General features: G+C 62.2%; 21 protein-coding genes. 16 read left to right on the top strand and 5 right to left on the bottom strand.

The window, feature by feature from the left end; all coding sequences use genetic code 11:
• Nucleotides 1-37: 37 nt before the first annotated feature.
• The 14 genes from ccoN (LGQ10_RS09355) to hemN all read left to right on the top strand — a co-directional run bounded on the left by ccoN (LGQ10_RS09355) (nucleotide 38) and on the right by hemN (nucleotide 14,280).
• Complete coding sequence (ccoN, locus tag LGQ10_RS09355; protein ID WP_226525385.1) at nucleotides 38-1,462, top strand: cytochrome-c oxidase, cbb3-type subunit I; 1,425 nt, start codon at nucleotides 38-40, stop codon at nucleotides 1,460-1,462.
• Between the two features lie 10 nt (nucleotides 1,463-1,472).
• Nucleotides 1,473-2,081: a cytochrome-c oxidase, cbb3-type subunit II gene (gene ccoO, locus LGQ10_RS09360; RefSeq protein WP_226525386.1), complete on the top strand. Its 609-nt coding sequence runs from the start codon at nucleotides 1,473-1,475 to the stop codon at nucleotides 2,079-2,081.
• A gap of 3 nt (nucleotides 2,082-2,084) precedes the next feature.
• Nucleotides 2,085-2,300: a cbb3-type cytochrome oxidase subunit 3 gene (locus LGQ10_RS09365; RefSeq protein ID WP_058438462.1), complete on the top strand. Its 216-nt coding sequence runs from the start codon at nucleotides 2,085-2,087 to the stop codon at nucleotides 2,298-2,300.
• Nucleotides 2,297-3,244 (top strand): cytochrome-c oxidase, cbb3-type subunit III, encoded by a 948-nt coding sequence (gene ccoP / locus LGQ10_RS09370; protein WP_058438459.1) that lies wholly within the window; start codon nucleotides 2,297-2,299, stop codon nucleotides 3,242-3,244. Before LGQ10_RS09365 ends, ccoP (LGQ10_RS09370) begins: the two co-directional genes overlap by 4 nt.
• A gap of 496 nt (nucleotides 3,245-3,740) precedes the next feature.
• On the top strand, nucleotides 3,741-5,183 hold the full coding sequence (gene ccoN / locus LGQ10_RS09375) for a cytochrome-c oxidase, cbb3-type subunit I (protein WP_226525387.1): 1,443 nt from the start codon (nucleotides 3,741-3,743) through the stop codon (nucleotides 5,181-5,183).
• Complete coding sequence (gene ccoO, locus LGQ10_RS09380; protein WP_058436813.1) at nucleotides 5,183-5,791, top strand: cytochrome-c oxidase, cbb3-type subunit II; 609 nt, start codon at nucleotides 5,183-5,185, stop codon at nucleotides 5,789-5,791. The genes ccoN (LGQ10_RS09375) and ccoO (LGQ10_RS09380) overlap by 1 nt, the downstream gene beginning before the upstream one ends.
• A 5-nt stretch (nucleotides 5,792-5,796) precedes the next feature.
• Nucleotides 5,797-5,982 carry a CcoQ/FixQ family Cbb3-type cytochrome c oxidase assembly chaperone gene (locus tag LGQ10_RS09385; protein WP_058436814.1) on the top strand — a complete coding sequence of 62 codons (186 nt, stop codon included), beginning with the start codon at nucleotides 5,797-5,799 and terminating at the stop codon, nucleotides 5,980-5,982.
• Nucleotides 5,979-6,956: a cytochrome-c oxidase, cbb3-type subunit III gene (ccoP, locus tag LGQ10_RS09390; protein WP_226525388.1), complete on the top strand. Its 978-nt coding sequence runs from the start codon at nucleotides 5,979-5,981 to the stop codon at nucleotides 6,954-6,956. Before LGQ10_RS09385 ends, ccoP (LGQ10_RS09390) begins: the two co-directional genes overlap by 4 nt.
• A 368-nt stretch (nucleotides 6,957-7,324) precedes the next feature.
• The gene (ccoG, locus tag LGQ10_RS09395; RefSeq protein WP_226525389.1) at nucleotides 7,325-8,740 is read left to right on the top strand and encodes a cytochrome c oxidase accessory protein CcoG; all 1,416 of its coding nucleotides are present in this window, start codon (nucleotides 7,325-7,327) and stop codon (nucleotides 8,738-8,740) included.
• 11 nt (nucleotides 8,741-8,751) lie between these two features.
• Nucleotides 8,752-9,288, top strand: a complete 537-nt coding sequence (locus LGQ10_RS09400; protein ID WP_226525390.1) for a FixH family protein — start codon at nucleotides 8,752-8,754, stop codon at nucleotides 9,286-9,288.
• A 98-nt stretch (nucleotides 9,289-9,386) separates the two neighbouring features.
• Nucleotides 9,387-11,837, top strand: a complete 2,451-nt coding sequence (locus LGQ10_RS09405) for a heavy metal translocating P-type ATPase (RefSeq protein WP_226525391.1) — start codon at nucleotides 9,387-9,389, stop codon at nucleotides 11,835-11,837.
• A 21-nt stretch (nucleotides 11,838-11,858) separates the two neighbouring features.
• A complete protein-coding gene (gene ccoS, locus LGQ10_RS09410; RefSeq protein WP_058437342.1) occupies nucleotides 11,859-12,089 on the top strand; it encodes a cbb3-type cytochrome oxidase assembly protein CcoS in 231 nt (76 codons plus the stop codon).
• Nucleotides 12,082-12,765 carry a sulfite exporter TauE/SafE family protein gene (locus tag LGQ10_RS09415; RefSeq protein WP_226525392.1) on the top strand — a complete coding sequence of 228 codons (684 nt, stop codon included), beginning with the start codon at nucleotides 12,082-12,084 and terminating at the stop codon, nucleotides 12,763-12,765. Before ccoS ends, LGQ10_RS09415 begins: the two co-directional genes overlap by 8 nt.
• A 132-nt stretch (nucleotides 12,766-12,897) precedes the next feature.
• The gene (gene hemN / locus LGQ10_RS09420; protein WP_058437179.1) at nucleotides 12,898-14,280 is read left to right on the top strand and encodes an oxygen-independent coproporphyrinogen III oxidase; all 1,383 of its coding nucleotides are present in this window, start codon (nucleotides 12,898-12,900) and stop codon (nucleotides 14,278-14,280) included.
• 78 nt (nucleotides 14,281-14,358) lie between these two features.
• Here the strand turns inward: hemN and LGQ10_RS09425 are convergent, their stop codons facing one another.
• Nucleotides 14,359-14,679 carry a hypothetical protein gene (locus LGQ10_RS09425; protein WP_226525393.1) on the bottom strand — a complete coding sequence of 107 codons (321 nt, stop codon included), beginning with the start codon at nucleotides 14,677-14,679 and terminating at the stop codon, nucleotides 14,359-14,361.
• A 312-nt stretch (nucleotides 14,680-14,991) separates the two neighbouring features.
• Here LGQ10_RS09425 and fnrA point away from each other — a divergent pair, with 312 nt between their 5' ends.
• Both fnrA and LGQ10_RS09435 read left to right on the top strand, forming a co-directional pair.
• Nucleotides 14,992-15,726, top strand: coding sequence for a Crp/Fnr family transcriptional regulator FnrA (gene fnrA, locus LGQ10_RS09430; protein WP_011060230.1), 735 nt, complete (start codon nucleotides 14,992-14,994; stop codon nucleotides 15,724-15,726).
• A gap of 82 nt (nucleotides 15,727-15,808) precedes the next feature.
• Nucleotides 15,809-16,357 carry an adenine phosphoribosyltransferase gene (locus LGQ10_RS09435; RefSeq protein WP_226525394.1) on the top strand — a complete coding sequence of 183 codons (549 nt, stop codon included), beginning with the start codon at nucleotides 15,809-15,811 and terminating at the stop codon, nucleotides 16,355-16,357.
• Between the two features lie 24 nt (nucleotides 16,358-16,381).
• Here the strand turns inward: LGQ10_RS09435 and LGQ10_RS09440 are convergent, their stop codons facing one another.
• The 4 genes from LGQ10_RS09440 to LGQ10_RS09455 form a co-directional block, all read right to left on the bottom strand.
• Entirely contained in the window at nucleotides 16,382-17,530 is a 1,149-nt protein-coding gene (locus LGQ10_RS09440) for an acyl-CoA dehydrogenase family protein (RefSeq protein ID WP_058435591.1), read from the bottom strand.
• Nucleotides 17,531-17,632: 102 nt separating this feature from the next.
• On the bottom strand, nucleotides 17,633-18,235 hold the full coding sequence (recR, locus tag LGQ10_RS09445) for a recombination mediator RecR (RefSeq protein WP_058435592.1): 603 nt from the start codon (nucleotides 18,233-18,235) through the stop codon (nucleotides 17,633-17,635).
• 57 nt (nucleotides 18,236-18,292) lie between these two features.
• Nucleotides 18,293-19,336 (bottom strand): NADP-dependent oxidoreductase, encoded by a 1,044-nt coding sequence (locus LGQ10_RS09450; RefSeq protein WP_058435593.1) that lies wholly within the window; start codon nucleotides 19,334-19,336, stop codon nucleotides 18,293-18,295.
• 177 nt (nucleotides 19,337-19,513) lie between these two features.
• Nucleotides 19,514-19,852, bottom strand: a complete 339-nt coding sequence (locus tag LGQ10_RS09455; protein ID WP_015634779.1) for a YbaB/EbfC family nucleoid-associated protein — start codon at nucleotides 19,850-19,852, stop codon at nucleotides 19,514-19,516.
• Between the last annotated feature and the right edge of the window lie 66 nt (nucleotides 19,853-19,918).

Consider the following 19,918-nt stretch of genomic DNA (forward strand, 5'->3'; position numbering starts at 1 on the left):
GTCGCTTTCACTTCAGCTGAACCGTGGATGGGGAACCATGAACACTTCTATCAGTACCGCCTACAACTACAAGGTGGTCCGCCAATTCGCCATTATGACGGTGGTGTGGGGCATCGTCGGCATGGGGCTCGGGGTTTTTCTCGCTGCCCAGTTGGTCTGGCCCGAACTCAACTTCGATCTACCGTGGACCAGCTTCGGCCGCCTGCGGCCATTGCACACCAACGCGGTGATTTTCGCCTTCGGTGGCTGCGCACTGTTTGCCACATCGTTCTATTCGGTGCAGCGCACCTGCCAGACCACGCTGTTCGCGCCGAAGATCGCCGCGTTCTGCTTCTGGGGCTGGCAACTGGTGATCCTGCTGGCGGCCATCAGCCTGCCACTGGGCTACACCAGCTCCAAGGAGTACGCCGAGCTGGAATGGCCGATCGATATCCTGATCACCATTGTCTGGGTCGCCTACGCCATCGTGTTCTTCGGCACCCTGGTCAAGCGCAACACCAAGCATATCTATGTGGGTAACTGGTTCTTCGGCGGCTTCATCATCACCGTGGCCATCCTGCATATCGTCAACAACCTGGAACTGCCCGTCAGCCTGACCAAGTCCTACTCGCTGTATGCCGGTGCGACCGATGCCATGGTGCAATGGTGGTACGGCCACAACGCCGTGGGCTTCTTTCTGACCGCGGGCTTCCTGGGGATGATGTACTACTTCGTGCCCAAGCAGGCCGAGCGTCCGGTGTACTCGTATCGCCTGTCCATCGTGCACTTCTGGGCACTGATCACCCTGTACATCTGGGCCGGCCCGCACCACCTGCACTACACCGCGCTGCCGGACTGGGCGCAGTCGCTGGGCATGATCATGTCGCTGATCCTCCTGGCTCCGAGCTGGGGCGGCATGATCAACGGCATGATGACCCTCTCGGGCGCCTGGCATAAGCTGCGCAGCGACCCGATCCTGCGGTTCCTGGTGGTCTCCCTGGCGTTCTACGGCATGTCGACCTTCGAAGGTCCGATGATGGCGATCAAGACCGTCAACGCCCTCTCCCACTACACCGACTGGACCATCGGCCACGTACACGCCGGCGCCCTGGGCTGGGTAGCGATGATCTCCATCGGCTCGCTGTACCACCTGATCCCGAAAGTCTTCGGCCGCGAGCAGATGTACAGCCTCGGCCTGATCAATACCCACTTCTGGCTGGCCACCATCGGCACCGTGCTCTACATCGCCTCGATGTGGGTCAACGGCATCGCCCAGGGCCTGATGTGGCGTGCGGTCAACGAGGACGGCACCCTCACTTACTCCTTCGTCGAAACCCTGGTGGCCAGCCATCCAGGCTTCATCGTGCGACTGGTGGGTGGTGCGATCTTCCTCAGCGGCATGTTCCTGATGGCTTACAACACCTGGCGCACCGTGCGTGCCGCGGCGCCAGCCGAAGTCAACGCCGCTGCGCAGATGGCCTGAGGAGTCCGCCATGAAACACGAAACGATTGAAAAAAACGTCGGCCTGCTCATGCTGCTGATGGTCTTCGCGGTGAGCATCGGCGGCCTGACCCAGATCGTCCCGCTGTTCTTCCAGGACGTCACCAACAAGCCGGTCGAAGGCATGAAGCCCTATACCGCGCTGCAACTGGAAGGTCGCGACATCTACATCCGCGAAGGCTGCGTACAGTGCCACTCGCAAATGATCCGTCCGTTCCGCGCCGAAACCGAACGTTACGGCCACTACTCGGTTGCCGGTGAAAGCGTCTGGGACCATCCGTTCCTGTGGGGCTCCAAGCGGACCGGCCCGGACCTAGCCCGCGTTGGCGGCCGCTACTCCGACGACTGGCACCGTGCGCACCTGTACAACCCGCGCAACGTCGTGCCCGAGTCGAAGATGCCGGCCTACCCATGGCTGGTGACCGCCCCGGTGGACAGCAGCCATACCGAAACCAAGCTCAAGGTCATGCGCACCCTTGGCGTGCCGTACACCGACGAAGACATCGCCGGCGCGACCGCCTCGCTCAAGGGCAAGACTGAAATCGACGCCCTGGTGGCCTACCTGCAAGTGCTTGGCACTTCGATCAAGAGCAAGAGGTGAGCCATGGGTTTTGCACTCGATAGCGGCATGATCCGCGGGCTCGGGACCCTGGTAGTGATGATCGCCTTCGTCGGCTTGTCGATCTGGGTGTTCAACGCCAAACGCAATCCCGAGTTTGCCCAGGCACGCCTGCTGCCCTTCGCCGACGATCCGGCGGCGAGCACTTCATCTGATGACGCTCAACCTCAAGAGCCTGCAACAAGGAGCATTCGGCCATGACCACCTTCTGGAGTACGTGGATCTGCGTACTGACCATCGGCAGCCTGATCGGCCTGACCTGGCTGCTGGTGGGCACCCGCCGGGGCGAAACCAAGGGCAGCGTGGACCAGACCATGGGTCACGCGTTCGATGGCATCGAGGAATACGACAACCCCCTGCCGCAATGGTGGTTCCTGCTGTTCGCCGGCACCCTGGTGTTTTCCGTCGGTTACCTGATCCTCTACCCGGGTCTGGGCAACTGGAAAGGCATCCTGCCGGGCTATGAAGACGGCTGGACCCAAACCAAGGAATGGGAAAAGGAAATGGCCAAGGCGGATGTGAAATTTGGTCCGATCTTCGCCAAATTTGCTGCCATGCCCGTGGAAGAAGTCGCCAAGGACCCGCAAGCCCTGAAAATGGGCGGTCGCCTGTTCGCCTCCAACTGCTCGGTCTGCCACGGCTCCGACGCCAAGGGCGCCTTCGGCTTCCCGAACCTGGCCGACGACAGTTGGCGCTGGGGTGGCGATGCCGACACCATCAAGGCCACCATCATGGGCGGCCGCATGGCTGCCATGCCGGCCTGGGGTGAAGTGCTCAAGGAAGACGGGGTGAAGAACGTAGCCGCCTATGTGCGTCATGAACTGGCCGGCCTGCCGCTGCCAGCCGACAGCGACGCCGACCTGGTAGCCGGGCAGCAAGCCTTCAGCACCACCTGCGTGGCCTGCCACGGCGCTACTGGCAAGGGCACTGCGATCATGGGGGCTCCAGACCTGACCCAACCCGCCGGCTTCATCTACGGCACCAGCCTGGCCCAACTGCAACAGACCATCCGCCATGGTCGCCAGGGCCACATGCCTGCGCAGAGCGAACTGCTCGGCAACGACAAGGTGCAATTGCTGGCTGCCTACGTGTACAGCCTGTCCCACAACAGCAGCAACAAGCCCGAAGCTGCAAGCGACAAGTAAAAGATCAACGGCAAGCTGCGAGTCTTCACTTGCAGCTTGCCGCTTCAAACTTCCCCCCTGCTTCTTTGCGACCAAGTGTCGCACCCCTCTCCCCCGCCCCGTTTGCACCCATTCGAATCAGGTCTAGGCTTACCTCGAAGTGGACTGGTGAAGGCCGGTCACAGCCCCGTGACATGGGCGACGCTCGAAGCTTTCATTCGATGATGGGCCGCAAAGGCTGGTTTATACCGGCTATCGACTCGCCTACCGTTTGTCAGCTGCCCCATGGGCTGGCACACACCTGGTTACAACTGACCTGGCACCTCGATTTTTTTGTCCACTGCGACAGTTTGTCCGAGGGCATTTTTTGTCCCTACTCGGCATAGGGAAAGGCCGCAGAATCAGGCATGGAACGCATTGATGCAGGTCATGGCGCGTTGCAATGACCCCCTGCTTTCTCCATACTTGCGACCGATTTTTATCCCTAATAAAACACCCAAACCGTGGAACCTTAGAAATGAGCACAGCAATCAGTCCGACTGCTTATAACTATAAGGTAGTCCGCCAGTTCGCCATCATGACGGTGGTCTGGGGGATCCTTGGCATGGGGCTCGGTGTCTTCATCGCCTCGCAACTGGTCTGGCCGGAGTTGAACTTCGGTCTGCCATGGACGACGTTCGGACGCCTGCGCCCACTGCACACCAACCTGGTGATCTTCGCCTTCGGTGGATGTGCATTGTTTGCCACCTCTTACTATGTCGTGCAGCGAACCTGCCAGACGCGACTGATTTCCGACAGCCTCGCGGCCTTCACCTTCTGGGGCTGGCAAGCGGTGATCGTCGGTGCCATCGTGACCCTGCCACTGGGTTACACCACCACCAAGGAATACGCCGAACTGGAATGGCCCCTGGCTATCCTGCTGGCGATCGTGTGGGTCACCTACGGCCTGGTGTTCTTCGGCACCATCACCAAGCGCAAGACCAAGCACATCTACGTGGGCAACTGGTTCTACGGTGCCTTCATCGTGGTGACCGCGATGCTGCACATCGTCAACCACGCCTCCCTGCCGGTCACCTTCTTCAAGTCCTACTCGGCCTACGCCGGCGCCACGGACGCGATGATCCAGTGGTGGTACGGCCACAACGCCGTGGGCTTCTTCCTGACCACCGGCTTCCTGGGGATGATGTACTACTTCGTACCCAAGCAGGCCGAGCGTCCGATCTACTCCTATCGCCTGTCCATCGTGCACTTCTGGGCACTGATCACCCTGTACATCTGGGCCGGTCCGCACCACCTGCACTACACCGCACTGCCGGACTGGGCACAGTCCCTGGGCATGGCCATGTCGATCATCCTGCTGGCGCCAAGCTGGGGCGGCATGATCAACGGCATGATGACCCTCTCGGGCGCCTGGCATAAGCTGCGCACCGACCCGATCCTGCGCTTCCTGGTGGTTTCCCTGGCGTTCTACGGCATGTCGACCTTCGAAGGCCCGATGATGGCGATCAAGACCGTCAACTCGCTCTCGCACTACACCGACTGGACCATCGGCCACGTACACGCCGGCGCTCTGGGCTGGGTCGCGATGATCTCCATCGGCGCCCTGTACCACCTGATCCCGAAAGTCTTCGGTCGTCAGCAGATGCACAGCATCGGCCTGATCAACACCCACTTCTGGCTGGCTACCATCGGTACCGTGCTCTACATCGCCTCGATGTGGGTCAACGGCATCACCCAGGGCCTGATGTGGCGTGCAATCAACGACGACGGCACCCTGACCTACTCCTTCGTCGAAGCGCTGCAAGCCAGCCACCCGGGCTTCATCGTCCGCGCCCTGGGCGGTGCGTTCTTCGCCGGCGGCATGCTGATCATGGCGTACAACGTGTTCCGTACCGTTCGCGCTTCTAACCCGGCTGAAGCTGAAGCCGCTGCTCAGATCGCTGTAGTTGGAGCTCACTGATGAAGCACGAAGTAGTCGAGAAGAACATTGGCCTGCTGGCCTTCTTCATGGTCATCGCCGTCAGCGTCGGCGGCCTGACCCAGATCGTCCCGCTGTTCTTCCAGGACGTCACCAACAAGCCGGTCGAAGGCATGAAGCCACGCACCGCGCTGGAACTGGAAGGCCGCGACATCTACATCGCCAACGGCTGCGTACAGTGCCACTCGCAGATGATTCGTCCGTTCCGGGCGGAAACCGAACGTTATGGCCACTACTCGGTCGCCGGTGAAAGCGTCTGGGACCACCCATTCCTGTGGGGTTCCAAACGTACCGGTCCGGACCTGGCTCGCGTGGGGGGTCGTTACTCCGATGACTGGCAGCGTGCGCACTTGTACAACCCGCGCAACGTTGTTCCCGAGTCGAAAATGCCGGCTTACCCGTTCCTCGTAGAAAACAAGCTCGACGGCAAAGACACCGCGAAGAAAATGGAAGTCTTGCGCACGCTCGGCGTCCCTTACACCGACGAAGACATCGCCGGTGCCAAGGATGCCGTGAAGGGCAAGACCGAAATGGACGCGCTGGTGGCCTATCTGCAAGGCCTGGGCACCATCATCAAAAGCAAACGGTGATCTAGATGGATATCGGGATGATTCGTGGCCTGGGCACCCTTGTGGTGATGGTGGCCTTCGTTGGCCTGGCGCTCTGGGTGTTCAGCCCCAAGCGCAAGTCCGAGTTTGAAGACGCGACCTTGTTGCCATTCGCGGATGATCCCGAAGCCATCAAGCACGTCGAGCAAGCTTCTAGGAGTAACAAAGAATGACTACGTTCTGGAGTCTGTACGTCACAGTCCTCAGTCTGGGTACCATCTTCGCCCTGACCTGGCTGCTGCTGTCGACCCGCAAGGGCCAGCGCGCCGAGCAGACCGACGAGACGGTCGGCCACTCCTTCGACGGGATCGAGGAGTACGACAACCCACTGCCGAAATGGTGGTTCATGCTGTTCGTCGGCACCATCGTCTTCGCCCTGGGTTACCTGGTGCTGTACCCGGGCCTGGGCAACTGGAAAGGCGTTCTGCCGGGCTACAACTATCTCGATAACGAGAAGCAGACCGCGTTCGCCAACGGCCAGCCCGGCTGGACGGGCGTGCACGAGTGGGAAAAGGAAATGGCTCGTTCCGACGCCAAGTTCGGCCCGATCTTCGCCAAATACGCGGCGATGCCGATCGAGGAAGTAGCCAAGGACCCGCAAGCCCTGAAGATGGGTGGTCGCCTGTTCGCGTCCAACTGCTCGGTCTGCCACGGCTCCGATGCCAAGGGCGCCTATGGTTTCCCCAACCTGACCGACGCCGACTGGCGCTGGGGCGGCGAACCGGAAACCATCAAGGCCACCATCATGGGCGGTCGCCACGCCGTGATGCCCGCCTGGGTAGATGTGATCAAGGAACAAGGCGTCAGCGACGTTGCCGCCTATGTCCTGACCAACCTCGATGGCCGCAAGCTACCGGAAGGCATCAAGGCCGACACGGCCAATGGCCAGAAGCTGTTCGCCGCCAACTGCGCGGTCTGCCACGGTCCGGAAGGCAAGGGCACACCGGCCATGGGCGCGCCTAACCTGACCCACCCGGCAGCGTTCATCTACGGTTCGAGCTTTGCCCAACTGCAACAGACCATTCGCCATGGTCGCCAGGGCGTGATGCCTGCCCAGGAACAACTGCAAGGCAACGACAAGGTCCACCTGCTGGCGGCTTATGTCTATAGCCTGTCCCACGGTGACAAGCAGGCCGACGCCGAATAAGCGCACAGCCTGAAGGCAGTACCCGAACGGCCCCGCCAATGCACATTGGCGGGGCCGTTTTTCATCTGGCGACCTGACTGCGCCATGTTGCCTGGCGCCGCTTCAAGCAGGCCCGTCCAGGCCATTGATCGTCCCTGACCACTCTGGCCGGGAAAAGATTCGAACAGCACGGATCATAAAACGGTCCATAATTCACAAGTCAATTGATTCAAGTCACTACACCATCGATTGAATTCCCCCAACGCGACCAAAGGTCGCACCCTTGCCCTAGAGCTACAGGCGTATCATTGCGCCACTGCAACACTCCTTTTTGACCCCGGTCGGCACGTACTGGCCGAGGCAATTTTCCACTGCCGTGGGATGCAATGATGAGCAATCAGATTCCTGTACACGATGTAACCCCGCCTGCCAAAAACGCCAGCAAAAGCGTCGACCTCTACGCCTCCAGAGAAAAAATCTACACCCGCGCCTTCACCGGCCTGTTCCGCAACCTGCGCATGCTGGGCGGTGCTGGCCTGTTCCTGCTGTACTTCGGCACCGTCTGGCTCAACTGGGGTGGCCACCAGGCTGTCTGGTGGAACCTGCCGGAGCGCAAGTTCTTCATCTTCGGCGCCACCTTCTGGCCCCAGGACTTCATCCTGCTGTCCGGCATGCTGATCATTGCCGCCTTCGGCCTGTTCTTCATCACCGTCTACGCCGGGCGTGTCTGGTGCGGCTATACCTGCCCGCAGAGCGTCTGGACCTGGATCTTCATGTGGTGCGAAAAGGTCACCGAGGGTGATCGCAACCAGCGCATCAAGCTGGACAAGGCGCCCATGAGCGCCAACAAGTTCCTGCGCAAGTTCAGCAAGCACAGCCTGTGGCTGCTGATCGGGTTCGTCACCGGCCTGACCTTCGTCGGCTACTTCTCACCGATCCGCGAACTGGTGATCGACTTCTTCACCGGCCAGGCCGATGGCTGGTCGTATTTCTGGGTCGGTTTCTTCACCCTCGCCACTTATGGCAACGCCGGCTGGCTGCGTGAGCAGGTGTGCATCTACATGTGCCCCTATGCCCGCTTCCAGAGCGTGATGTTCGACAAGGACACCCTGATCGTGTCCTACGACCCACGTCGCGGCGAAAGCCGTGGCCCGCGCAAGAAAGGCGCCGACTACAAGGCCCAGGGCCTGGGCGACTGCATCGACTGCACCATGTGTGTCCAGGTCTGCCCTACCGGGATCGACATCCGCGACGGCCTGCAGATCGAGTGCATCGGCTGTGCCGCCTGCATCGACGCCTGCGACAGCATCATGGACAAGATGGAGTACCCCCGCGGCCTCATCAGCTACACCACCGAGCACAACCTCTCGGGACAGAAAACCCATAAACTGCGTCCGCGCCTGATCGGTTATGCCCTGGTACTGCTGGCCATGATCAGCCTGCTGGTTACCGCGTTCTTCATGCGCTCCCTGGTAGGCTTCGATGTCAGCAAGGACCGGGTGCTGTACCGCGAGAACGCCGAAGGCCGGATCGAGAACGTCTACAGCCTGAAGATCATGAACAAGGACCAGCGCGACCATACCTATGTACTGGACGCCACCGGCCTACCGGACCTGAAGCTGCAGAGCAAGCGCGAGATCCATGTGGTGGCTGGCGACATCGTCAGCCTGCCTGCGGAGCTGTCGATCGCTCCGGAACAACTGCCATCGACCACCAACGAGGTGAAGTTCATCCTCAAGGACATCGACGATGACAGTGTCCAGGTCGAAGCCAAGAGCCGATTCATCGGCCCACAAATTCGTTAAGAGAAATGACCATGCCTACAGCCGTCGCCGCAACCCCCTGGTACAAGCACCTCTGGCCCTGGATCATCATCGGCATTCTCGCCTGCTCGGTGACCTTGACCCTGTCCATGGTGACTATTGCCGTGAACAACCCGGACAACCTGGTCAACGACAACTACTACGAGGCCGGCAAAGGCATCAACCGCTCCCTGGACCGCGAGCTGCTGGCCCAGACCCTGAAGATGCGCGCCAGCGTGCACCTTGACGAGCTGACCGGCGAAGTCGACCTGCGCCTGAGTGGCAACAGCCAGCCCAGGACCCTGGAGCTGAACCTGATCTCGCCGACCCAGCCTGAGAAGGATCGCAAGATCGCCCTGACCCGCAGCGAAACCGAACAGGGTCGCTACATCGGCCAGGTGAACGACCAGGTCGAGGGCCGGCGCTTCGTCGAGCTGCTGGGCGTCGAGGGCGACAAGACCTGGCGCATGTTCGAGGAAGAACAGGTCAGCCACGACAAGGACCTGTTGCTGGGTGACGAACCGCTGCAGGGCGCCGAAGACCTGAACTGATCAACGCCTGTCGCCCATCGCCGGCCTGCCGTCTCCCTGCCTCCGGGCGAGAGTCGACCGGCCGGCGATGAGTTTTTTCCAGACCCGAAAGACTGCCAATGACCACGCCATTGCCTTGCTACCACTGCACCCTGCCGGTTCCCTCCGGCAGCCGGTTCACCGCCGTCGTGCTCGGCGAGCCCAGGGAGTTCTGCTGCCCGGGTTGCCAGGCGGTGGCTGAAGCCATCGTCGCCGGTGGCCTGGAGCACTACTACAGTCACCGCAGCGAAGCCTCGGCCAACCCTGGTGCACTGCCCGTGCAACTGGTGGACGAACTGGCGCTGTACGACCGCGCGGATGTGCAGCAACCCTTCGTGCGTCATGAAGGCGAGCTGGCGCAAGCCACCCTGTTGATGGAAGGCATCAGTTGCGCCGCCTGTGGCTGGTTGATCGAGAAGCACCTGCGCAGCCTACCGGCAGTGGCCGAAGCCCGGCTCAACCTGTCCAATCATCGCCTGCACGTCAGCTGGGCCGACAGCGAACTGCCCCTGAGCCAGTTGCTCGCCCAATTGCGGCACATCGGCTACGCCGCCCACCCCTACCAGCCGGACAAGGCCTCCGAGCAACTGGCGAGCGAGAACCGCCTGGCTTTACGCCAACTGGGCGTGGCGGGCCTGCTGTGGTTCCAGGCAATGATGGCAACCATGGCCACCTGGCCTGAATTCAACATCGACCTGAGCCCGGAGCTGCACACCATCCTGCGCTGGGTCGCACTGTTTCTCACCACCCCCATCGTTTTCTACAGTTGCGCTCCCTTCTTCAAGGGCGCCATGCGCGACCTGCGCACCCGACACCTGACCATGGACGTCTCGGTATCCCTGGCCATCGGCGGGGCCTACCTGGCAGGCATCTGGACGTCCATCAGCGGGGTCGGCGAACTGTATTTCGATGCAGTGGGCATGTTCGCCCTGTTCCTCCTTGCCGGCCGCTACCTGGAACGCCGGGCCCGGGAGCGCACTGCAGCGGCTACCGCACAACTGGTCAACTTGCTGCCAGCCTCGTGCCTGCGCCTGGACGAGAACGGCCAGAGCGAACGCATCCTGCTCAGCGAGCTGCGCCTGGGAGACCGGGTACTGGTGCACCCTGGTGCGGTGCTGCCAGCAGACGGCAGGATTCTCGACGGCCAGTCAAGCGTCGACGAATCCCTGCTCACCGGTGAATACCTGCCACAGCCCCGGGGCCTGGGCGACACCGTCACGGCCGGCACCCTGAACGTCGAAGGTGCCCTGACCGTGCAAGTCCAGGCCCTGGGCCAGGACACTCGCCTGTCGGCCATCGTGCGCTTGCTGGACCGGGCCCAGGCCGAAAAGCCGCGCCTGGCCGAAGTCGCCGACCGCGCCGCACAGTGGTTCCTGCTGCTGTCACTGATCGCCGCCGCGGCCATCGGCCTGTTGTGGTGGCAACTCGACGCCTCCCGGGCGTTCTGGATCGTCCTGGCCATGCTGGTAGCCACCTGCCCTTGCGCGCTGTCCCTGGCCACCCCCACGGCGCTCACCGCGGCCACCGGGACCTTGCACAAGCTTGGCTTGCTGCTGACCCGTGGCCATGTACTCGAAGGCCTGAATCAGATCGATACGGTGATTTTCGACAAGACCGGCACCCTGACCGAAGGCCGCCTGGCCTTGCGGGCCATCCGGCCGCTGGGGAGCCTGTCCGGCGATGACTGCCTGAGCCTGGCTGCGGCCCTGGAAAACCGCTCCGAACACCCCATCGCCCGGGCTTTCGGTCGCGCGCCAGTGGCTGCCGAAGACGTCACCAGCAGCCCGGGCCTGGGCCTGGAAGGCCTGGTCCAGGGGCAGCGCCTGCGCATAGGCCAGCCGGCGTTCGTCTGTGAACTCAGTGGCTGCCCGATTCCGCAGATGCCCGACGAGCACGGCCAATGGCTGCTGCTCGGCGACAGTCAAGGCACCCTCGCCTGGCTGGTCCTCGACGACCGCCTGCGCAGTGATGCCCCCGCGCTGCTGGCAGCCTGCAGGGCCCGCGGCTGGCACACCCTGCTGTTATCCGGGGACAGTTCGCCAATGGTCGCCAGCGTCGCCGCCGAACTACAGATCGACGAGGCCCGTGGTGGCCTGCGCCCGGACGACAAACTGCAGGTGCTGCAACAGTTGCATCAGCAAGGCCGCAAAGTGCTGATGCTCGGTGACGGGGTCAACGACGTGCCCGTGCTGGCCGCCGCCGATATCAGCGTCGCCATGGGCTCGGCCACCGACCTGGCCAAGACCAGCGCCGATGCGGTACTGCTGTCCAACCGCCTGGATGCCCTGGTACAGGCCTTCGGCCTGGCTCGCCGGACCCGTCGGGTCATCATCGAGAACCTGCTGTGGGCCGGCCTGTACAATGGCCTCATGCTGCCGTTCGCCGCCCTGGGCTGGATTACCCCCGTCTGGGCGGCAGTCGGCATGTCCATCAGTTCCCTGACCGTGGTGCTCAACGCCCTGCGCCTGACCCGCATGCCGCGGGTCGTCGACAGCGCTGTCACCCCTGCAACCCGCCCGATGCCGGCCTGAGCCGCCGGGCCTGGAGTCCAGATGCCTGCTCTTTACGTGATGATCCCGGCCGCCCTGCTGATCGTGGCCATCGCCATCTACATCTTCTTCTGGGCCGTCGACAGCGGCCAGTACGATGATCTGGACGGTCCGGCCCACAGCATCCTGTTCGACGACCAGGACCCCAGCCACACCGCCGCGGTGGATGCCGCCAAGGGCCAGCCGCTGGACAAGCGCGACCCGGACGACAAGCCGGAACCACCCCATGCTTGAGTTGGCCCCACTGCTGGTTTCAGCAATGATTCTCGGCCTCCTGGGTGGTGGCCATTGCCTGGGCATGTGCGGCGGCCTGATGGGCGCCCTGACCCTGGCGATCCCCCAGGAACAACGTGGGCGGCGCCTGCGCCTGCTGTTGGCCTACAACCTGGGGCGGATTCTCAGCTATGCCCTGGCCGGCTTGCTGCTGGGCCTGGCGGGTTGGGCGGTGGCCAACAGTCCCCTGGCCCTGTTCATGCGCACCCTGGCCGGCTTGCTGCTGATCGCCATGGGCCTGTACCTGGCCGGCTGGTGGAGCGGCCTGACCCGCATCGAAGCCCTTGGCAAGGGGTTGTGGCGGCATATCCAGCCGGCAGCCAGCCGCCTGCTGCCGGTGTCCACCCTGTCGCGAGCCCTGGTACTGGGCGCGCTCTGGGGCTGGCTGCCCTGCGGACTGGTGTACAGCACCTTGCTGTGGTCGGCGAGCCAGGGCAACGCGCTGGATAGCGCACTGCTGATGCTGGCCTTCGGCCTTGGCACCTGGCCGGTCCTGCTGGCCACCGGCCTGGCAGCGGAACGAGTCACCGCCCTGCTGCGTCGTCGCAGCGTACGCCTGGCCGGCGGCCTGCTGGTGATGCTGTTCGGTATCTGGACCCTGCCCGGCCCCCACCAGCACTGGCTGATGGGCCACTGAGCGCGGCGGGGCTACGAACCCCGCGGGCGCTACCCCAGGCGCCTGGAAACACCCTTGATACAAATCAACATGGCTTCAGCCCCAACCCCCTAGACTCGCGAACATTGCCAGCCTATCCGGGGGAATTCCCGCATGCTCGACGCCATTCGTTGGGACACAGATCTGATCCGCCGCTACGACCTGGCGGGACCGCGCTATACCTCCTACCCGACCGCTGTGCAATTCAACAGCCAGGTCGGCGCCTTCGACCTGCTGCACGCCCTGCGGGACAGCCGCAAGGCCCAGCGTCCATTGTCGCTGTATGTGCACATCCCGTTCTGCGCCAACATCTGCTACTACTGTGCCTGCAACAAGGTCATCACCAAGGATCGCAGCCGCGCCCTGCCCTACCTCCAGCGCCTGGAGCAGGAGATGCAGTTGATCGCCTGCCACCTGGCCCCCAACCAGCGGGTCGAACAGTTGCACTTTGGCGGCGGCACCCCGACCTTCCTCAATCATGACGAACTGCGCCAGCTGATGGCCTTGCTGCGCAAGCACTTCAACTTGCTCGACGATGACTCCGGCGACTACGGCATCGAGATCGACCCCCGGGAGGCCGACTGGTCGACCATGGGCCTGTTGCGCGAACTGGGATTCAACCGGGTCAGCGTCGGCCTGCAGGACCTGGACCCGGTGGTGCAGCGTGCGGTCAACCGCCTGCAGAGCCTGGAGGAAACCCGGGCAGTGATCGAAGCGGCCCGAACCCTGCAATTTCGCTCCATCAACATCGACCTGATCTACGGCCTGCCCAAGCAGACCCCGGAAAACTTCGCCCGGACCGTGGACGAGGTCATCAGCCTGCAACCGGATCGGCTCTCGGTATTCAACTATGCCCACCTGCCCGAACGCTTCATGCCGCAGCGGCGAATCAACAGCAGCGAACTGCCGGCACCCGCGGAAAAACTGCAGATGCTGCAACGCAGCATCGAACAGCTGACAGCAGCCGGGTACCGCTACATCGGCATGGATCACTTCGCCCTGCCAGACGATGAACTGGCCATTGCCCAGGAGGAGTCGACCCTGCAACGCAACTTCCAGGGATACACCACCCATGGACACTGTGACCTGATCGGCCTGGGTGTTTCGGCCATCAGTCAGATCGGCGATCTGTACTGCCAGAACAGCAGCGACCTGACCCACTATCAAAATGCATTGGCGGGCGCACAACTAGCCACTAGTCGTGGTTTGGTATGCAATGCCGACGACCGTCTGCGCCGCGAAATAATTCAACAACTGATATGCAACTTTAGTCTTAAGTTCGAAGATATCGAACAGGCTTTCAATATCGACTTTCGCGGTTATTTTCATGAACTATGGGCAAACTTGCAGGAGATGGCGGACGATGGCCTGATCGAACTCAGTGACCAAGCCATTAACGTATTACCGGCCGGACGCCTGCTGGTTCGTTCGGTCTGCATGGTATTCGACGCGTACCTGGGACAGCAGAACCGCCAGCGTTTTTCCCGGGTAATCTGAGACTTTTAACAACATGTGCCCGACATCCGGTTCACTGGCTGCAACATGATCGACGCCTCAAGGGATTTCACCTGGCTGCTAGGACTTCATGAGCAGCGCGGCGGCCTTCATCACCTGTTCCGGAGTCAGGCTCTCCTGACGCATCGCCTTGACCAGGGAGGCATTGGTGGACAACAAGCCACCGTTGAGGGTCGCCAGGGCCGCTTGCACGCTACCGACCTTGACCCTGGTTTCTTCGGGGCTCAAACGCTTGTCGGCCATGATGACCTGCAACTCGGCGGTCTTCTCTGAAATCTGTTGTTGCAATTTCCTGATCATCTTGAGGATCTGCTGAATGGTCTGGGGCAAACCACTTTCCTCGATATCGCTGTCATCCCCGGTAGCCCTGGAGGATTTCATCAGGCCCGCACCCGACAGCGACACTTTGACGCCCTCCCCCTGTGCCGACCCGGCAACTAACGGAGAAACCCTTAGTTCTTCGCCCTCGGCGGTTTTCGAAGATTCTGAAAAAGGCTGCAAGTTGTTGCTGCCATTAGTAATACCGCCAACGGACGACATAACCGCGCCTCTCCAAGTTGCTTTTGTTAACAGGCTATCGACCCACTAAAGGATTGCTTTACGACGGATCGTGAATACGGCACGGACTGGCCGGAACCTCCTCCCGTGAGTTACCCTTACGGCTTATGTGTGCTTTCCCACAAGGATTCTAGAATGTCCGAGCCAGTTAAACTGCGCGCTCATAACCAGGCCCATTGCAAGGATTGCAGCCTGGCCCCTCTCTGCCTGCCACTTTCTCTGAATCTGGAAGACATGGACGCGCTGGACGAAATCGTCAAACGTGGCCGCCCATTGAAAAAAGGCGAGTTCCTGTTCCGTCAGGGTGATGGCTTCGACTCGGTGTATGCCGTCCGCTCGGGCGCCCTGAAAACCTTCAGCCTCAGCGACAGTGGCGAAGAACAGATCACCGGCTTCCACCTTCCAAGCGAGCTGGTGGGGTTGTCCGGCATGGATACCGAAAGCCATCCGGTTTCGGCGCAAGCGCTGGAAACCACCTCGGTATGCGAAATCCCCTTCGAGCGCCTGGATGAGCTGGCACTGCAGCTGCCACAGTTGCGTCGCCAGTTGATGCGAGTCATGAGCCGCGAGATCCGCGATGATCAGCAGATGATGCTGCTGCTGTCGAAAAAGACCGCCGATGAACGTATCGCCACCTTCCTGGTAAACCTGTCGGCCCGTTTTCGCGCCCGGGGCTTTTCCGCCAACCAGTTCCGCCTCAGCATGTCGCGCAACGAAATCGGCAACTACCTGGGCCTGGCAGTGGAAACCGTATCCCGGGTCTTCACGCGCTTCCAGCAGAACGAGCTGATTGCCGCCGAAGGCAAGGAAGTGCACATCCTCGATCCGATCCAGCTCTGCGCCCTGGCCGGCGGTTCGGTGGAAGGCTGATCCACACGCAGTGCGGCTGAGCCAAGCGGCTCGGTCGCGGGTATACTGGCGCGGCTTATTTCGCCCGCCAGGACACCTGCAGATGGCCTTCGACTCCTTCGACATCAAATCCCTGATCCGCCCCGTCATCGACTTCCCGAAGCCGGGCGTGATCTTTCGCGACATCACCCCCCTGTTCCAGTCTCCCCGGGCCCTGCGCCTGGTGGCCGACAGTTTCGCCCAGCGTTATGTCGAAGAAGACTTCAGCCACATCGGCGCCATGGACGCCCGGGGTTTCCTGATCGGATCGATCATCGCCTACCAGTTGAACAAGCCGCTGATCCTGTTTCGCAAGCAAGGCAAGTTGCCAGCCGACGTCCTGGCCGAGGGCTACCAGACCGAATACGGCGAAGCCTTCCTAGAGGTCCATGCCGACAGTTTGTGCGACGGTGATTCGGTCCTGATGTTCGATGACCTGATCGCCACCGGTGGCACCCTGATCGCCGCCGCCAACCTGGTACGGCGCATGGGAGCGAAGATCCATGAAGCCGCAGCCATCATCGACCTGCCGGAGCTGGGTGGATCGCGCAAGCTGGAAGACATGGGCATCCCGACGTTCTGCCTGACCCAGTTCTCCCTGACCGAGCGCTGACCTTGGCCTGCCGTCCCGGGGCGGCTAGAGCCCCATCTGCTTGCTGATGATTTCGTTCATCACCTCGCGGGTACCACCGCCGATAGAGAGGATGCGGTTGTCGCGGTACAGGCGCTCCACCAAACTCTCGCGCATGTAGCCCATGCCGCCAAGAATCTGCACGGCGTCGTAGGTAATGCGATCGGCGGTGTCGGTGGCAAAGTTCTTGGCCATGGAGATTTCCTTGATCACGCTCTTGCCGGCAGCCATCTTGGCCGCCTGGCGGTAGGTGAACTCCCGGGACACTTCCAGGGCCGTAGCCATCTCCGCCAAGCGATGCTTGATGACCTGGAACTTGGCCACGGGCTTGCCGAACGCCTCGCGTTCGCGCGCCCACTCCAGGCTTTGCTCAAGGGCCATCTGCGCGGTCATGTTGGCCATCAGCGCCAAGGCCAGGCGCTCGCTCTGGAAGTTGCCCATGATGCAGGCAAACCCCATGTTCTCGACGCCGATCAGGTTGCCCACCGGCACCCGGCAATCCTCGAAGAACAGCTCGGCGGTGTCCGAAGCCCACCAGCCCATCTTTTTCAACTGCCGGCCCACGGTGAAGCCGGGAGTGCCCTTCTCGATCAACAGCAGGCTGATGCCGCCGTAACCTGGCTCGCCGGTGCGCACGGCCACTGTGTAGAAATCGGCGCGCACGCCGCTGGTGATGAAGGTCTTGCTGCCGCTGACCCGATAATGATCACCGTCACGCACCGCCCGGGTCTGCAGGTTGGCCACATCGGAACCGCCACCGGGCTCGGTCACCGCCAGGGCACAGATTTTCTCCCCGGACAGCACCAGCGGCGCCACTCGATCGCGAATCTCGGGACGCGCCCACTTGACGATGGGCGGCAAGCCGATATCCAGCGAGCCCAACCCCGCTACCAGACCACCGGAGCCGCTGCGCATCAGCTCTTCACTGGCGGCGATCTTGGCGAATACATCCCCTTCATGGCTGCCCCCAAGGGCCTCCGGATAACCGATGCCGAGGATGCCGGCAGCACCGGCCTTGAGATAGAGCTCGCGAGGGAAGCTCTCGGCCTCCTCCCACTGCTCGATCCCGGGGAGGATTTCGCGCTCGACGAAACGTCGCACGCTGTCGCGGATCAACTGGTGGCTGGGCTCGAAGTATTCCTGGCAGACAGACATCGGCAAGCTCCTCTGAAGGGTCGAAGGAACTTACCAAGCGCTTGCTTGGTTTTCAAGAGCACGCACGAATCCATCCACCGACTGGCCAGTGGATGGATCGAGTTACAGGGCGATGGGTTTGCGCCCGGCGAAGGAATGAGCCAGGGTACCGCCGTCCACCAGCTCCAGCTCGCCGCCCAGGGGCACGCCATGGGCAATACGCGAGGTGATCAGGCCTTTGTCGATCAGCAACTGGGCGATGTAGTGGGCAGTGGCTTCGCCCTCCACCGTGGGGTTGGTGGCCAGGATGACTTCGCTGAAGGTGCCCTGCTCTTCGATTCGCGCCAACAACTGCGGGATGCCGATAGCTTCCGGACCCAGGCCGTCCAGGGGCGAGAGGTGTCCTTTGAGCACGAAGTAGCGACCGCGATAGCCGGTCTGCTCCACCGCATAGACGTCCATCGGCCCTTCGACCACGCACAACAGGCTGTCGTCGCGGCGCGGGTCGGCACACTGTGGGCACAACTCCTCTTCAGTCAGGGTCCGGCACTGGCGGCAATGCCCTACCCCCTCCATGGCCTGGCTCAGGGCCTGGGCCAGCCGCAGGCCGCCGCTGCGATCGCGCTCCAGCAGTTGCAGGGCCATGCGTTGGGCGGTTTTCTGTCCCACCCCGGGCAAGGTGCGCAAGGCATCGATCAGTTGGCGAATCAGGGGGCTGAAGCTCATGGGCAAAGGTCCGACAAAACGACGAGACGCGGTTTATACCCGCGCCCCGGGGTAGCGTCAAATGCTCGCATCCGTGGCGACCTTGACCACCAGCTTGCCGAAGTTGCGCCCCTCGAGCAGGCCGATGAACGCCTGGGGCGCCTGTTCAAGGCCTTCGACCACGTCCTCCTTGAACTTGACCTTGCCCTCGCGCACCCAGGGCGCCATGGCCTTGATGAACTCCGGATGGCGGTCGCCGTAGTCGTCGAAGACGATGAAACCCTGGATACGCACGCGCTTGGTCAGCAGGGTACGTTGCAGCAGCGCCAGGCGGTCCGGCCCCGGCGCAAGCTCCTGGGCGTTGTACTGGGCGATCAGGCCACACAGGGGAATGCGCGCCTTGGCATTGAGCAATGGCAGCACCGCATCGAACACCTTGCCACCGACGTTCTCGAAGTAGATGTCCACGCCCTTGAAGCAGGCTTGTGCCAGTTCATCGGCAAAGTCGGCGCTCTTGTGATCGATGCAGGCATCAAAACCCAGTTCCTCGACCACATAGCGACATTTGTCGGCCCCGCCGGCAACACCCACCACCCGCAGCCCCTTGAGCTTGGCCACCTGCCCCACGACCGAGCCCACCGCGCCGGACGCAGCCCCCACCACCAGGGTCTCCCCGGCCTTGGGCTGGCCGATGTCCATCAAGCCCATGTAGGCGGTCATTCCCGGCATACCCAGTACGCCCAGGGCCATGGACGGGCTGGGCAGGCCCGCAGGCACCGGCACCAGGTTGCGGCCATCGCTGATGCAGTGGCTCTGCCAACCGGTAGCTCCCACCACCAGGTCACCCTCCTGAAACTTCGGATTCAGCGAACGCTCGACCCGACTGACAGCACCGCCGGTCATGACTTCGTCGATCTCCACCGGCGCCGCGTAGGACGGTGCATCACTCATGCGCCCACGCATGTAAGGATCAAGCGAGAGATAGAGCGTCTTGAGCAGCACCTGGCCGTCCGCCAGTTCGGGCAGGGCTACCCGCTCCAGGCGAAAGTTCTCCGGAATGGGCGCGCCCTGGGGACGCGACACCAGCACCACGCGCTGATTGAGGGTCATTGCTTGCGGCATCACAGACACTCCGTTATCGATAAATGAACAGAACTGTATAGGGTGCAGACCGTCATCGGGCAACGGCGTTCGATGTTTCTGCCCACGCTCGCGCCCGGCGCCAAGCCAACTGGCAGGCAAAAAAATGCCAGGCTCAGGGCCTGGCATTGTGTACTGCAATCCGATGCGCGGGGCGAATCAGAATGGCAGCTTCATGCCCGGAGGCAGCTGCATGCCGGCGGTCATGCCGGACATCTTTTCCTGGCTGTTGGATTCGATCTTGCGCACGGCGTCGTTCACTGCCGCTGCGAACAGGTCTTCCAGCACTTCGCGATCGTCTTCGCTGACGCCTTCCAGCAGGCTTGGGTCGATGCTCACGCGCTTGATGTCATGACGGCCGGTCATGACCACGGTGACCATGTCGCCACCGGCCTTGCCGGTGACTTCCGCGTTGGCCAGTTCTTCCTGCATCTTGGCCATTTTTTCCTGCATCTGCTGCGCCTGCTTCATCAGGCCGGCCATGCCACCTTTCATCATGGGAATTACCTCAAGGTACGGTGATGGAAACAGCGCCCGGCCCAAGGCCCGGCGCCCTTTAAGTTA

Source organism: Pseudomonas sp. L5B5 (assembly GCF_020520285.1).
Lineage (GTDB): Bacteria > Pseudomonadota > Gammaproteobacteria > Pseudomonadales > Pseudomonadaceae > Aquipseudomonas.